This window comes from Pseudoalteromonas tetraodonis (genome assembly GCF_002310835.1).
In the GTDB taxonomy this organism is placed as follows: domain Bacteria; phylum Pseudomonadota; class Gammaproteobacteria; order Enterobacterales; family Alteromonadaceae; genus Pseudoalteromonas; species Pseudoalteromonas tetraodonis.
On record NZ_CP011041.1, the window covers coordinates 733,938 to 748,829 of the forward strand.

Consider the following 14,892-nt stretch of genomic DNA (forward strand, 5'->3'; position numbering starts at 1 on the left):
TATTATTTTATTTATGTGGTATAATGCGCATCAATTTTTGCGCAACCGAAATCGCTTAAACTTATTTTTAGGGTTATCAAATGAAAATTATTGAAGGTAATAAATACGCTCCAGGCAAAAAGTTTGCCATTGTCATTTCTCGTTTTAATGACTTTATTGGTAGTAGCTTGCTTGCAGGTGCTGTTGATGAGCTAAAACGTACTGGTGGAGTATCAGAAGACGATATTACCGTGATTTACGTACCCGGTGCGGTTGAATTACCTTTAGCAGCGAAACGCGTTGCAGCAAAAAAAGAATATGATGCAATTATCGCCTTAGGTGTAGTGATCAGAGGGGGCACGCCTCACTTTGATCTCGTCGCTGGCGAGTCAAATAAAGGGCTTGCACAAGTATCGCTTGAGTATGATATCCCGGTTGCATTTGGCGTATTAACCACTGAAAGCATTGAGCAAGCAATTGAGCGCGCAGGTACCAAAATGGGTAACAAAGGCGGCGAAGCTGCTTTAGGTGCGCTTGAAATGGTTAATGTGTTAGATAAAATTTAAGTTTAAGGAATTTTTGTGAAACCAGCAGCAAGACGTAAAGCACGTATCTTAGCACTTCAAGCCGTGTATTCATGGCAATTAAGCGGCAATGCAATTGCCGATATCGAACAACAAATGTTGATCGAAAACGATGTGACTAAAATTGATGTTGAATATTTTAAAGATTTAGCGCGTGGAGTTGCCGTAAATCATAAGCAACTAGACGAAGCTGTATCGCCTCATTTAACTCGTCCATTTGATGAATTAGACGAAGTTGAACGTGCAATCTTACGTTTAAGCAGCTACGAGCTTAAATTTCGTGAAGATGTTCCTTACAAAGTGGCTATCAATGAAAGCATTGAATTAGCGAAAATGTTTGGCGCTGAAGATAGCCATAAATTTGTAAACGGTGTACTTGATAAAGCTGTAAAACAGTTACGCAAGTCATAACAACTTAAGCTGCATATTAATTTCAGTGAGTTGTTATAAATAACCGTTAAAAAGGAGAGCCGGCATAGGTCGGCTTTTTTGTGTATGAAGGAATTTGAATTAATTAATCACTACTTTAAAGGTCGCGGTATCACTCGTCGCGATGTTAATTTAGGGATTGGAGACGACTGTGCGCTTGTCACAGTACCAGCAAACTGTCAGCTTGCTGTAACAACAGATACCTTAGTTGCTGGGGTGCATTTTTTTCATGATATCTCTCCTCGCGCATTAGGGCATCGAGCTCTGGCAGTAAATTTAAGTGATTTAGCTGCCATGGGTGCAGAGCCTACATGGGTATCGGTTGCACTCACGTTGCCAAGTATCGATCCACAATGGATTGCAGAGCTGACTGACGGCATGCATGAAATTGCTGAGTACTTTAATGTACAAATTATTGGTGGCGATACGACTCAAGGCCCACTCAGTATTACTATTTGTGCAAAAGGCACGGTTCCTGAAGGTAAAGCACTGCGTCGAAGTGGCGCAAAAGTGGGCGACTGGATTTTTGTAACCGGACCGCTAGGTGATGCTGGTTTGGCAATTGAGTCAAAAAAACAAGGTTTGCCAGTTGCACCTGAACATTTAAAGCATATTAATAAATGTTTAAACTTTCCAACGCCACGCGTGGCCGCCGGACAAGCTTTGCGTGGCTTAGCGTCATCAGCTATTGATATTTCAGACGGTTTACTTGCTGATTTAGGTCACATTTTGGATTTGTCACAGGTCAGTGCAACAATCAATATTGAAAATGTACCTACTTCTGATGCGATGCAAGCGAGTCTTGATTTTGAGCAACAGCTTCCTTTTATACTCAACTATGGCGATGACTATGAACTACTTTACACTGTCCCAGACAGTAATAAGAGTATGCTCGATATTAAGTTGCGCCAATACGGTGTAGAAGCAACCTGTATCGGCCAAATCAAAAGTGGTGACGGGAATATAGAATTATTACACCAAGGTGAAAAGTTTGTTTTTGAGCACAAAGGCTTTGAGCACTTTTCCAAGGAGCAGGTTTGAATAAAAACCGATTATTTAATTTAAAACGCCCACATCAATTTTTTGGTTTGGGTTTTGGTACAGGGCTTGCGCCTAAAGCCCCTGGTACATTTGGTACTTTAGCGGCGTTACCATTTATTTTTATTACCATGCATTTTCCGTTATGGTTACAAATTGTATTTGCGGTGGTGATCAGTATATTTGGTATTTGGGCATGTGGAAAAACAGCTGATGACCTTCAAGTTCATGATCATCCAGCTATTGTTTGGGATGAAGTCGCTGGTTACTATATAACGATGATTGGTGCAGCACTGAATTGGCAAACATTATTAGTGGGCTTTTTACTATTTCGCTTTTTTGATATAGCAAAGCCAGGGCCGATTCGTATACTTGATAAACGTGCTCATGGTGGGTTTGGTATTATGGCCGATGATGTACTTGCAGGTATTTTTTCGCTTATTTGTTTGCAAGCATTGATAAAAGTAGGTTTACTACCCTTTTAATTTATTATTTGTTTAACTAGGTGGCAGCACTATGATGCGATTTTTATTGGTTTGTGTACTCTTGATGTGTGCCATGCCAAGTACGGCTTCAATTACTGATTACGTAGTTAAACAATGGAACATTAAAGACGGACTTCCCTCACAATCCCTCAAAAGTGTGGTGCAAGATAACCAAGGCTACATGTGGCTTGGTACGCAATTCGGATTAAGCCGATTTGATGGTAACACTTTTACTAATTACAACACTCAAAATAGTCTGTTTTTACCCAGCAATGGCATCAATAAATTACTGATTGATGGCCAAGGACTATTATGGATAGGCACGAAAAACGGCCTCGTTGTTATAGACCCAGAAAAGCTAACCGCACAAGAGTTTAATATTAAAGGCCCTGTTAGAGATATTCTTGAAGACTCTAAAGGCAGTATTTGGATAGCAGCTAATGGGCTTTATTACATAGACAGAGGCCAGATAGAGCTGCGCGACCAGCTAAACAATCCGAGCCCTATCGTAAATGCCACTGCGATCACCCAAATAGTAGGGTCAGTCAGTAAAATGGCGCTCTCACCAGAGGGAATTTGGCTGGTTAACGATCGTAATTTATTGCGCTTGACGCAAAGCGCGTCTGATTTTTCTAAATTGCGCTTAGAGCTTACCGCTAAAGTGGCCTTGCCTGATCGTTTAGCACAAACAATTGTTCACGACTTATCCTTTTTAAATGGCAATTTATATCTTGCTTCTGAGCTAGGCGCTTACTTTTTAGATTTAGATGATGAGCTACGCCCATTTCCGCTGCCTAACGCTAACAACTCAGCCGTTTATAAGTTTATGAGTGATGGCAATGGTGGCTTGTGGGTATCGACTTATGGGCGCTTATTGTTCAGAGGGAAGTCGGATGATTGGCAATGGGTTGAGCCCAGTCAATTAGATCAAAGTATTTGGTTTGCCGATATATTTAGAGATGATGAAAATAATATATGGTTAGCGAGTTTTAGTGAGGGACTTTGGCTTGCTCACGAAGGGCGAATAGAGCGCCATTCAGCCATTTCTAAAATGACCGAAGCGGTTATGGCCATTAGTAAATCACCAGATGGTAAGTTATGGATTGCCAACAAAAGCGGCGTAGGCTATTTCGATGCCGATAAAACGTTTATCAATGTCATCAACAGTGCCAAGTATGGTAATGCCTCAGTACATGACTTACAGTTTGACGGCAATCGTCTTTATGTTGCCACTGGTAGAGGTTTGTTTTTCTACGAGTCGAATACCTTATATAGTTTCCCTGCCCGTGCGCTAAGTGATAATCCTGTATTTGCTATTAGTACGTCGACTAAAGGCGGCTTTTGGGTGGGCACTGGGCGAGGCTTATATCGTTTAAATTACAACGGGTTAAACCCTTTTGCGTACAATGCTTTTTTAGGCAGTAAGTTTGTAACCTATGTTTTAGATAAACCAAATTTTGGGGTGATTGGTACCAGTAAAGGGGCGTATTACTTTACTGAACGCGGGATAGAAAAAATAGGCGACCAAACCACTTTGGAAAGTGCGTACGTTACTAGCATTTTACACATTAAAGGCGTGGGGATTTTAATTGGCTCGCTTAACGATGGTTTGTTTTATCGCAGTGGACAAGGGCAGTGGCAGCAATTAGATGCCGCCAATGGGCTGCCATATGGTTCTATATTTAGTCTTGAGTACGATGATACTACAAAACGCATTTGGGTAAGCACCATGAAAGGGGTTTATCGCATGCCAGTTGAGCAATTCAAAGCCAACATTGAAAGCCTAAAAGTGGAGGAAGTGATCTCTTCATTTGATCGACAGCTCGATGGTAAAGCAAGTCAATGCTGTAATGGTTTAGGCCATGATGCGGTGGTTGATATGGATAATTCAATTTGGTATCCCAGCTTGCAAGGCGTTGTAGAAATTCCTAAAGACGTAGAATTATTTGGGCTGCGTTCACTTAAACCAACTATAGAAACTTTAACCACGCCATCACGAAAACTTGCTGCGGCTGCGTTAGGTAAAAAGCCAGTACTTAAAACTGACGAGCGTGATGTAACGCTTACCTATACCGCTATCGATTATTATGCACCTGCAAGTATAGAGTTTAGGTATAAACTCAATGGACTTGATAATGATTGGCGCTATGCAAATACCCGCCGAGAAGCAATTTACACTAACTTACCAGCAGGTATGTTTTTATTTGAATTAGAGACAAAACGTCAAGGTGAAGATTGGGGCAAAGCGCAATCGGCCGAATACGCTTTTGTGGTGCCTGAACGATTTGGTGAAACTATATATTTTAGATTACTGATCACCAGTGGTTTTGTGTTGCTCTTTTATTTGGTGTTTTGGGTATTTAAAGTTCAAGAGCGACGTAAGCAGCAGGTTCTTGAGGGGCTTATTACTGAGCGAACCCTTGAGCTTCGCCAAGCAAACGATAAATTAAACCAAGTAAACTCTCAGCTTAAACTTGTTAGTCACTCTGATGAGCTAACAGGGCTGAGAAGTCGCCGTTTTTTGTTTGATCAACTACCAAAAGATATTGAGCATTTTCAGCGTAACTCGCAGTCATTGCAGGCTCAAGGTAAATCGTTGGTGTTGTTAATTATTAATTTAGATAACTTTAGCCGCATTAACGATGCCTATGGTCCTATTGCTGGAGATAGCTGTTTACAACAAGTAGCGGCATTACTTAACTCGCGTACTCAAGGTTCTGATTATGTTGCCCGTTGGAGTGGTGATGAGTTCTTACTGTTATTGCGCGATTTTAAATGTAATTTAATCGACAGCTATGTATCTGAATTATGCCAAGCAATTGCAGATTATTCGTTTCAGCTTCCTAACGGTGAAACAACCAATATAACAGCGTCAGTCGGGTGGTCGTTCTATCCGTTACCTCTCTTAGGTGGGCAAGTTATTAGCTGGGAAACATCAATTAATCTAGCTGACATAGCATTACATCAAGTTAAAAAACGCGGCGGCGATGGCGTCGCTAATATTACCTTTGACGAGCAATTAGATGCATTTGAGTTTGAGCAAAACCCCAATGTTGAACAGCAAATTGGTTTGTTACAAAGCAATGGTCTAGCCGATATTAAGGTATGGATGCGCTAGAGGTTATAGATGAGCAATAAAAAAGGAGCCAATGGCTCCTTTTTTATTAAACACGATAAGTGTTAGCTCATAAATGATTTAATTGAAGTTAAAATACCGCGTTCACCTAACCCCATTTCATCGTGCATTTGCTGTTGTGTGCCATGTTTAATGAATTCATCAGGAATACCTAAGTTAAGCACTTTTACATCGGCTTTAATGCTCGTTAAATATTCATTAACTGCAGAGCCTGCACCGCCCGCAATCGCGTTATCTTCAAGGGTTACAATAATATCGTGATCATTAATCAGCTCATTAATTAATGCCGTATCAAGTGGCTTAATAAATCGCATGTTTACTAGAGTGGCATTGAGCTCATCAGTGGCAAGTTGTGCGTTTTCAAGCAAGGTACCAAATGACAATATAGCCACTTTAGTACCTTTTTTAATTACATTCGCTTTACCCATTTCAAGTTGTTGCATAGTGCTTTGAATGTCTGCTGAGCCTGCACTACCACGCGGGTAACGAACAGCAACAGGACAATTAGCTTGATAGCCTGTATAAAGCATATGACGGCATTCGTTAGTATCACTTGGGGCCATAATGACCATATTAGGTATACAGCGCATAAAGCTTAAGTCGTAGGCGCCTTGATGGGTTTCACCATCGGCTCCAACAATACCGGCGCGGTCTATAGCAAATAATACCGGTAGGTTTTGCAGTGCAACGTCGTGAATTAGTTGATCGTACGCGCGTTGTAAAAAGCTAGAATAGATAGCCACAACGGGCTTTAAGCCCTCACAAGCAAAACCTGCAGCAAGAGTAACAGCGTGTTGTTCTGCTATTGCTACGTCAAAGTATTGTTCTGGATACTCTTTAGAAAAACGTACCATGCCTGAACCTTCACGCATAGCTGGCGTGATTGCCATGAGCTTACTGTCTTGCTCGGCCATGTCACAAAGCCAATCACCAAACACATTTGAGAAAGTCGCCGCACCTGGCTTAGATTTTGGTAAGCTTGATGTTGCAGGATCAAATTTTGGTACGCCATGATAACCAATCGGATCGGCTTCGGCAGGCTTGTAACCTTTGCCTTTCTGGGTTTTTATATGTAAAAGCTGTGGGCCTTTTAAATTACGCATATTGCGCAGCGTATCAACCAACATATTCACATCATGTCCATCAATTGGGCCAATGTAATTTAGACCTAATTCTTCAAAAAAAGTACCCGGGATCATCATCCCTTTAATGTGTTCTTCCATACGGCTGGCAAGCTCTTTTACCGGCGGTACACCAGAGAGCAGCTTTTTACTGCCTTCGCGGATGTTGGTATAAAAGCTACCTGATAAAATACGCGCAAAATGATTGGTTAAGGCACCGACATTTTCAGATATCGACATTTCGTTATCGTTCAAAATGATCAGCATGTCTGATTTAACATCGCCAAGGTGGTTCATTGCTTCAAAGGCCATACCAGCAGTAATTGCGCCATCGCCTATTACCGCGACTGTTTTACGCCCTTTGCCTTCTTTTTGTGCAGCAATAGACATACCTAACGCCGCAGAAATTGACGTACTTGAATGGCCAACACTAAAGGTGTCGTATTCACTTTCATCTCTAAAAGGGAAAGGATGCAATCCGTCTTTTTGGCGAATGGTATGCATTTGATCACGACGGCCAGTCAGTATTTTATGCGGATAAGCTTGATGACCCACATCCCAGACCAAGCGGTCATCGGGTGTGTTGTATACATAATGTAGTGCAACGGTAAGTTCTACGGTTCCTAAACCAGACGCTAAATGGCCGCTACTTTGCGATACCGAATTGAGTAAATAGTCACGCAATTCATGGCTAAATGCAGGAAGCTTATCTTGTGCTAAGTCTCGCAAGTGGGCTGGTTCGTTCACCAAATCAAGTAATGGATACTTGCTGCTATCAAGTGTCATGGTTTTTTATATATCCTTCGCTAATATTAACCCTCCTCAAAACAAACGAGGTTTAAAAGGCGACTTAATATTCAGTAATAATTTTATACTAAGAGTTAATACGTTTTAGCTGTATTTAATGGTCACGTTCAATTAAATAGTTAGCCAATGCCGCTAAATCTGTTGTGTCTGCGTCAATGTTAGCTAATGCCTCATGGGCTTGTTGTATTAAATTTTGTGCTTTTTGCTTAGCGCCTAGCATACCTAATAAAGCGGGGTATGTCGCTTTATTCGCTGCAATATCTGACCCTTGTGGCTTGCCTAAAGTAAGCGTATCGCCCTCAACATCTAAAATATCGTCATGAACTTGAAATGCAAGCCCTATAGCGTATCCAAAAGTTGATAAGTTATCTAAAGTTTGTTGGCTTGTATTAGGAGCGCACAGTGCGCCAAGAGTGATCGCACAATTTATTAGCGCACCGGTTTTAAGTTTATGAATGCGTTCTAACTCATCAACAGTAATAACCTTATCGGTTGCTGCAATATCGCGGCCTTGTCCGGCAACCATACCTTGTAATCCCGATGCATGCGCTAGTGCTGCGATCATTTTTAATTGTGCTTCAGTCGAACATTTAAATGTGTGCTTAGCAATAAGTTCAAATGCTAAAGTTTGCAGTGCATCTCCAGCTAAAATCGCTTGTGCTTCACCGTATACAATATGACATGTAGGGCGACCACGGCGTAAATCATCATCATCCATAGCAGGTAAGTCGTCATGCACTAATGAATAACTATGAATACATTCAATGGCTGCGGCAAGTACATCTAAATCACGCTTGTCAGCACCGAGTATTTTACCTGTGGTGTACACTAAAAACGGGCGCAGTCTTTTACCACCATTCATTACACTGTAATGTGTGGCTTCTTTTATAGTATTGTCGCTTTCAAGAGGTTGTTCAAAATAAAGGTTGAGCGTATTAGCTACATCATCTTGAGCGAGTTTTATTTGTTCTTTTATGCTCACGATTATTCCATATCGTTATCAAACTGAGTAAGCGGTGCTTTTTCGTCATTACCCATTAATATCGACACCTTTTGCTCAGCTTGTTGAAGTTTGCCTGAAGATGCGCTCGCAAGTGCAATACCGCGCTCAAATTGCTTTAAAGACTGTTCAAGCGATAAATCACCTTGTTCCATTTCACTGACAATTGTTGTTAACTCTTCTAGTGCTTGTTCGAAACTTAAATTTTCAGGTTTTTTAGTCGCCATCTTTATTTTCAACTTACATAATAAATTTAGACGCCAATTTTAGGGGGAATGCTAAACTAGGTCAAAGAATGATATTGTTTTTTGATAGATAAATGCTGTTGATTGGGTTTTATTGCGTTTCAACGTTATTTTTTAAAATTATTAATTTTGATTAATTAGATTGATTACCTATGTTGATCTAAAATATAACTAATCTTAATTTTACCGTTTATCATAAAAATCACTTAAGTATTTCAGTATCTTGCCGATAAACAATTAATAACAACGCTTGCGAAGAAAAAATATAAAACCTTTGGAGGGAATGTGGATTTAGCAACCATTATTGGGATCCTTGGCGCAATTGGCTTAATTGTCATGTCCATGTTTATGAGTAGTAGCGGTGAAGTCGCTATGTTTTACAATACCCCTTCTGTGGTTATTGTATTTGGTGGTTCCCTTTTTATCGTTTTATCTAATTTTACCATGTCGCAATTTCTTGGCATTGGTAAAGTATGTGCAAAAGCGTTTATGTTTAAAATTGAGCCTCCTGAAGCATTAATCGAAAAAGCGGTAGAATTAGCTGACTCTGCTCGAAAAGGCGGGTTTTTAGCCTTAGAAGAAGCCGAAATCCCAAATCCTTTTATGCGCAAAGGCGTTGATATGCTAGTAGATGGACATGATGCTGATGTGGTACGTGCAACATTACAAAAAGATATTTCGTTAACCACCACTCGCCATGAAATGGGGGCAACCTTATTTAAATCATTAGGTGATATTGCACCTGCAATGGGGATGATCGGTACGTTGATAGGCTTAGTGGCTATGCTTTCGAACATGGATGACCCCAAAGCTATCGGACCGGCAATGGCGGTTGCGTTGTTAACCACATTATACGGTGCATTTTTAGCAAACGTTGTAGCCATTCCTATTCAGGTAAAACTTGAACTGCGTAAAGACGAAGAGGCCATGAATCAGCGCTTAATTTTAGATGCAGTATTAGGTATTCAAGACGGGCAAAATCCTAAAGTAATTGAAGGGATCTTGAAAAATTATCTAGCTGAATCAAAACGCGCAGTCAATACTGAGGAATAATTATGTCAGATGAAGAGTGCAAATGCCCACCTCCAGGACTTCCTGCGTGGATGGGAACGTTTGCCGATTTAATGTCATTATTAATGTGCTTTTTCGTACTTTTACTCGCATTTTCTGAAATGGATGTACTTAAATTTAAACAAATTGCAGGCTCAATGAAGTTTGCTTTTGGTGTACAAAATAAAATAGAAGTAAAAGACATTCCAAAAGGGACATCTGTTATTGCTATGGAGTTTACGCCGGGTAAACCTGAGCCAACTCCTATAGAAACCATTCAGCAACAAACGGTTGAAATGACCCAACAAATGCTTGAGTTTCAGGCGGGAGATGAAAGCTCCGCAGGTGGACGTCAAGAGCAACGTGGTGAAAAGCGAGGTGGTGAATCAAGTAGTACCTCAGAGGAAGTTGCTGCAGCTACGGCAGTGTCTGCTGCTGATCAAGAGCAAATAAATGACTTAGTTAAAAAAATTGCGCAACAGCTTGAAAAGCAAATTATTGATGGGGCTATTGAGCTTGAATCTTTAGGGCAGCAAATCATAATTCGTATTAGAGAAAATGGCTCGTTTCCATCGGGGAGTGCATTTTTACAACCACAATTTAAACCTATCATTCAAGATATTGGCCGATTACTTAAAGATGTACCCGGTGAAATTACGGTGTCTGGTCATACGGATGATTTTCAGGTTTCCAACGAGCTTTACATTAATAACTGGGATTTATCATCTAAACGCGCAGTTGCGGTAGCGAGTGAATTACAAAAAGTTCCAGGTTTTGATAAAACCAGAATGATGGTGGTAGGGCGTGCAGAAACTAGGCCCTTAGTGCCGAACGATTCCCGCGAAGATCGAAGACGTAACCGCCGTGTAGAAATATCAATTTTACAAGGCAAGGCAAAAGAGTCAGCGCCAATTGATGTAAGATAGAATGACTTGGCTATGTACCTTTTTTAGCATAGAATGCAACATTCTTAACAAATGTAATGGGGCGAATATGTTGACTAAGTATTGTAGTATGCCTGGTAACGGCGATGGAACTGATGAAGATACAAAAGTTAAGTAAGGTTATTTAGTTTGCCTGAATGGTTTTTGTATTTTGTAAGTATATTAAGCAAAAGCTGGGTTCTTATTTTGAGTCCGGCTATTTTTATATTCTTTATCCTCAAAGATTATTTAGCTCTTAGGTTCGTTGTTATTACTGCCGCTTTTTTCTTATTTGGCACTGTGACCTACTCAAGTTTAATGGCGTTTGATGATGGTATTTATATATACCGTTACCTTGTATGGGCATTAACAGATATTACTTGGATGGCACTTATTGCTTATTGGGGTCTTAAAGATAAAGTGCATTTGTGGCAATGTGTACTTGGGCAGCTTATTGTTATTGGTGCACCCATTCTTCAATTATTTCGCTTAGTTGACCGACACCTTTGGGATTTATCTTATAGCACTGTGATGTATCAAACATTTATGCCTTTAATAAATATTGCCACTGTTGTTGTCTGCTACCTGCCTCTTTTATATCTTTTTGTTAATAAGCGAAATAAAGCTTTAAGTTAGAAACTATAAAAATATCCCCAGTTTTAAACTGATATGCTAAACTACTGTTTATATGAACAGTGTTAGGGTGTGGTTATGAAACTTTATATTGCTGAAAAACCTTCATTAGGACGCGCTATTGCAGATGCGCTTCCAAAACCTCATAAAAAACACGATGGTTATATTGAAGTGGCGAATGGTGATTGTGTGTCTTGGTGCATAGGCCATTTGCTCGAGCAAGCAGAACCTGATGACTATGACGAACGTTTTAAAAAATGGCAATTTGAGCATTTACCTATTGTGCCTGAACACTGGCAATTAAAAGCTAAAACAAAAACCCGTAAGCAGCTTACCATTTTAAAAAAATTAATTAAGCAGGCAACAACACTCGTACATGCTGGCGATCCTGATCGTGAGGGTCAGCTACTGGTTGATGAAGTAATCGAGCAAGCAAAAATTAGTCAAACTAAAAAGCAAAGTATTCAACGCTTATTGATTAGTGATTTAAACTTAACTGCGGTAAAAAAATCACTCAACTCTATGCGGGCTAACCGTGATTTTATCCCTTTAAGTGTATCTGCTTTAGCGCGGTCTCGTGCTGATTGGTTGTTTGGTATGAATTTAACGCGAGCTTATACGCTAGCTGGGCAAAAAGCGGGCTTTGGTAATGTGTTGTCGGTTGGGCGAGTACAAACACCTATTTTAGGTTTAGTTGTAAATCGTGATAATGAAATCGCAAATTTTGTATCCAAACCATTTTATGAAGTACTTGCTCATCTTGTTACACCTGAGCAGCAATCATTTACTGCTAAGTGGATACCGAGTAAAGCGTGCGAACCATATCAAGATGAAGAGGGCAGAGTACTTAATAAAGCCTTAGCCGAAAATGTGACTTCACGCATTGCTAATCAGCCCGCAAATGTAACAGCGCTTGAGCAAAAGCAAAAAAAACAAACCGCGCCTCTTCCTTATAACTTATCTGCTTTACAAATAGATGCTGCTAAAGCTTTTGGGATGCCAGCACAAAAAGTACTCGATATTTGCCAAGTTTTATATGAACGTCATAAATTAATTACCTACCCACGCTCAGATAACCGTTACTTACCGAGAGAGCATCACCAAGATGCACCTGCTATTTTAAAAGCGATAGCCGTAAATGGTGGGCAGTCAGTAGAGCTGGTAAATGAGGCAAATGCAAAACAACGTAGTAAATGTTTTAATGATGCAAAAGTGGCCGCTCATCACGCCATTGTGCCGACAGCTAAACAGTTAAAAAGTGTGAGTTTAGCCAATGATGAAGCAAAAATTTATCAGTTAATAAGTCGACACTATTTAATTCAGTTTTATCCCGACTACATTTACAACGAAAGCAAAGTAGAGGTAACCATAGCCGGTGGTTTATTTAAAGCAAGTGCAAAGCAAGATGTAAGCTTAGGTTTTAAATTGCTCATGGGTAAGTCGGAACTTAAAGAAGAAGCTACATTACCTTATTTAGAAAAAGGCATGGCACTTACTTGTACTAAAGGTGAAGTGGTGCAAAAGCATACATCTCCTCCGGCTCATTTTACCGATGCAACCTTACTTGCTGCTATGACGGGAATTAGCCGTTATGTAAAAGACCTGCAAATCAAAAAAATATTAAAAGAAACAGATGGCCTCGGTACAGAAGCAACGCGTGCAGGCATTATTGAGCTGTTATTTAAACGTCGCTTTTTAAAACGTGAGGGAAAAGCAATTAAAGCAACTGAAACAGGTCTGGCATTAATTAGTGTATTACCAGAGGGATTATCAAGCCCCGACTTAACTGCAAAATGGGAGTCGAGTTTAGGTGATATTGCACAGCAAGCAATGAGTTATCAGCAGTTTATACAACCTTTATTAGCCGATTTAACTAATTTTGTAAGCCAAGCGGCGAACTGCAATAGTCAGGCATTTGCACTGTTACCTAAAACGTCACCTAAAAAGCGCTTTGCTAAACGTACAAAAAAAGCGCCGTATAAAAAGTCGAGTTATAAAAAAAGCCCTGCGGTAAATTAATCGCAGGGCTTACATATAGCGTTGAAGGTTACTGATTGAATAGTGCCACAGCGGCGTTACTCATTGCCTTTATTCCTGTAGGCAGTGCTACTTTATAATCAGGCGCAAATTTACTTGAATGTAACGAGGGCAGTGTTTCGTTATTTTTTATTGCCTTGGCGTACTGCTGTTGGTTAACGCCACCTAGCCAAAATAAGGTGATAGGAATATTTTCGTCGGTGCGCCCGTATAATCCAAAGTCTTCACCGGCCATTACCGCTTCTGTTTCGAGCACGTTTGCATCACCTATCGCACTTTTTATAGCGTTTCGAACAAGGTTAGTTTGTACTGGGTTATTGTAAGTTGATGGAATTGATTCATCTTCATGAACTTTCACTACAGGGTAGAGAGATTCCTCAAGGCCTGCACTTTGTGCTATACCTGCAGTAATACGTTTAATTGCCGCTATTTGTGCGTTACGTATATCTGGATTGTAGCTGCGTAGCGTAAGTTGTAACTTAACTTCATCAGAAATAACATTGTGTTTAGAGCCACCATGAATGGAACCCACCGTTATCACTGAAGGCTCAAGTGGAGAAAGCTCACGACTAGTAATTGTTTGTAGTGCAAGTATCGTTCGAGCTGCGATGATCACAGGGTCGATAGTTGTATGCGGGTAAGCACCATGGCCACCTTTGCCTTTTATACTAATATCAACAGAATCAACACTGGCCATAGTGTATTCATTTTTCATTGCCACTTTACCCGCAGCAACGCTAGCGCTTACATGCAAAGCAATAATATGATCTGGTTTAGCGTATTTGTTAAATAATCCTTCCTTGAGCATTGCTTTTGCACCACCGCCTACTTCTTCAGCGGGTTGAGCAACCATCATTAAAGTACCTTGCCACTTATTTTTATGCGTAATTAATTGCTCAGCAGTACCAATAAAAGAGCTCATATGAATATCATGACCACAGCCATGCATAACGCCAACTTCACTACCTTGATCATTAATTGTGGTAATAGTTGATGCGTAAGTTTTGCCTGTTTGCTCTGTTATAGGCAGGCCATCAGTATCAGTTCTGATCATGACGGTAGGGCCTTGACCATTTTTGTAAATTCCGACTACACCATAGCCACCTACATTATCGGTTACGTCAAACCCTAATTTCTGAAGTCGTTCAGCGATTTTTTTACCTGTTTGCTTTTCCTTATATGATAATTCAGGTGATTGATGTAGGTCTAAGTAAAGTTTTTCTATTGCCGGCATGCTGGTATCAAGATCCAACTTAAGTACTTGCGCATTCAATAATGGGCTGACTAATAAACACAATGCACTTACATACGCTAATTTCATATTTCCCTCACTACCTTCTATTGTATTTAAATGATTTAAACAGATGACTTGTAATTATTATCTTCATCACCATATAAAAACCTAAATAGATGAACATGGCAATA

General features: G+C 40.2%; 13 protein-coding genes. 9 read left to right on the forward strand and 4 right to left on the reverse strand.

Features of this window, described 5'->3' with window-relative positions; genetic code table 11:
• Window positions 1–80: 80 nt before the first annotated feature.
• The 5 genes from ribH (at window position 81) to PTET_RS03445 (ending at window position 5,633) form a co-directional block, all read left to right on the forward strand.
• On the forward strand, window positions 81–545 hold the full coding sequence (gene ribH / locus PTET_RS03425) for a 6,7-dimethyl-8-ribityllumazine synthase (protein WP_008110216.1): 465 nt from the start codon (window positions 81–83) through the stop codon (window positions 543–545).
• Between the two features lie 15 nt (window positions 546–560).
• The gene (gene nusB, locus PTET_RS03430; RefSeq protein WP_008110215.1) at window positions 561–974 is read left to right on the forward strand and encodes a transcription antitermination factor NusB; all 414 of its coding nucleotides are present in this window, start codon (window positions 561–563) and stop codon (window positions 972–974) included.
• An 84-nt stretch (window positions 975–1,058) separates the two neighbouring features.
• Complete coding sequence (thiL, locus tag PTET_RS03435; protein ID WP_008110214.1) at window positions 1,059–2,033, forward strand: thiamine-phosphate kinase; 975 nt, start codon at window positions 1,059–1,061, stop codon at window positions 2,031–2,033.
• Window positions 2,030–2,515: a phosphatidylglycerophosphatase A family protein gene (locus tag PTET_RS03440; protein ID WP_008110211.1), complete on the forward strand. Its 486-nt coding sequence runs from the start codon at window positions 2,030–2,032 to the stop codon at window positions 2,513–2,515. Before thiL ends, PTET_RS03440 begins: the two co-directional genes overlap by 4 nt.
• A 31-nt stretch (window positions 2,516–2,546) precedes the next feature.
• Window positions 2,547–5,633, forward strand: coding sequence for a ligand-binding sensor domain-containing diguanylate cyclase (locus tag PTET_RS03445; RefSeq protein ID WP_024600857.1), 3,087 nt, complete (start codon window positions 2,547–2,549; stop codon window positions 5,631–5,633).
• Between the two features lie 62 nt (window positions 5,634–5,695).
• Here PTET_RS03445 and dxs read toward each other — a convergent pair whose 3' ends face one another.
• The 3 genes from dxs to xseB form a co-directional block, all read right to left on the reverse strand.
• The gene (gene dxs, locus PTET_RS03450) at window positions 5,696–7,558 is read right to left on the reverse strand and encodes a 1-deoxy-D-xylulose-5-phosphate synthase (protein ID WP_096038201.1); all 1,863 of its coding nucleotides are present in this window, start codon (window positions 7,556–7,558) and stop codon (window positions 5,696–5,698) included.
• Between the two features lie 115 nt (window positions 7,559–7,673).
• Window positions 7,674–8,561, reverse strand: coding sequence for a (2E,6E)-farnesyl diphosphate synthase (gene ispA, locus PTET_RS03455; protein ID WP_013464235.1), 888 nt, complete (start codon window positions 8,559–8,561; stop codon window positions 7,674–7,676).
• 2 nt (window positions 8,562–8,563) lie between these two features.
• Window positions 8,564–8,806, reverse strand: a complete 243-nt coding sequence (xseB, locus tag PTET_RS03460; RefSeq protein WP_008110204.1) for an exodeoxyribonuclease VII small subunit — start codon at window positions 8,804–8,806, stop codon at window positions 8,564–8,566.
• 303 nt (window positions 8,807–9,109) lie between these two features.
• Between xseB and pomA the strand changes: the two genes are divergently transcribed.
• The 4 genes from pomA to PTET_RS03480 all read left to right on the forward strand — a co-directional run bounded on the left by pomA (window position 9,110) and on the right by PTET_RS03480 (window position 13,449).
• On the forward strand, window positions 9,110–9,877 hold the full coding sequence (pomA, locus tag PTET_RS03465; RefSeq protein ID WP_016900636.1) for a flagellar motor protein PomA: 768 nt from the start codon (window positions 9,110–9,112) through the stop codon (window positions 9,875–9,877).
• A 2-nt stretch (window positions 9,878–9,879) separates the two neighbouring features.
• Window positions 9,880–10,800 (forward strand): flagellar motor protein MotB, encoded by a 921-nt coding sequence (locus PTET_RS03470; protein ID WP_028834921.1) that lies wholly within the window; start codon window positions 9,880–9,882, stop codon window positions 10,798–10,800.
• 147 nt (window positions 10,801–10,947) lie between these two features.
• Window positions 10,948–11,433 carry a hypothetical protein gene (locus PTET_RS03475; protein WP_013464238.1) on the forward strand — a complete coding sequence of 162 codons (486 nt, stop codon included), beginning with the start codon at window positions 10,948–10,950 and terminating at the stop codon, window positions 11,431–11,433.
• 75 nt (window positions 11,434–11,508) lie between these two features.
• The gene (locus PTET_RS03480) at window positions 11,509–13,449 is read left to right on the forward strand and encodes a DNA topoisomerase III (RefSeq protein WP_058154259.1); all 1,941 of its coding nucleotides are present in this window, start codon (window positions 11,509–11,511) and stop codon (window positions 13,447–13,449) included.
• A gap of 28 nt (window positions 13,450–13,477) precedes the next feature.
• Here PTET_RS03480 and PTET_RS03485 read toward each other — a convergent pair whose 3' ends face one another.
• Window positions 13,478–14,788: a M20 metallopeptidase family protein gene (locus PTET_RS03485; protein WP_096038202.1), complete on the reverse strand. Its 1,311-nt coding sequence runs from the start codon at window positions 14,786–14,788 to the stop codon at window positions 13,478–13,480.
• Window positions 14,789–14,892: the final 104 nt, after the last annotated feature.

Excerpts from the sequence above, each read along its gene's own strand:
- ribH (WP_008110216.1), top strand. The coding sequence starts at position 81 with ATGAAAATTATTGAAGGTAATAAATACGCTCCAGGCAAAAAGTTTGCC.
- thiL (WP_008110214.1), top strand. The coding sequence starts at position 1,059 with ATGAAGGAATTTGAATTAATTAATCACTACTTTAAAGGTCGCGGTATC.
- PTET_RS03445 (WP_024600857.1), top strand. The coding sequence starts at position 2,547 with ATGATGCGATTTTTATTGGTTTGTGTACTCTTGATGTGTGCCATGCCA.
- dxs (WP_096038201.1), bottom strand. The coding sequence starts at position 7,558 with ATGACACTTGATAGCAGCAAGTATCCATTACTTGATTTGGTGAACGAA.
- xseB (WP_008110204.1), bottom strand. The coding sequence starts at position 8,806 with ATGGCGACTAAAAAACCTGAAAATTTAAGTTTCGAACAAGCACTAGAA.
- PTET_RS03470 (WP_028834921.1), top strand. The coding sequence starts at position 9,880 with ATGTCAGATGAAGAGTGCAAATGCCCACCTCCAGGACTTCCTGCGTGG.
- PTET_RS03480 (WP_058154259.1), top strand. The coding sequence starts at position 11,509 with ATGAAACTTTATATTGCTGAAAAACCTTCATTAGGACGCGCTATTGCA.
- PTET_RS03485 (WP_096038202.1), bottom strand. The coding sequence starts at position 14,788 with ATGAAATTAGCGTATGTAAGTGCATTGTGTTTATTAGTCAGCCCATTA.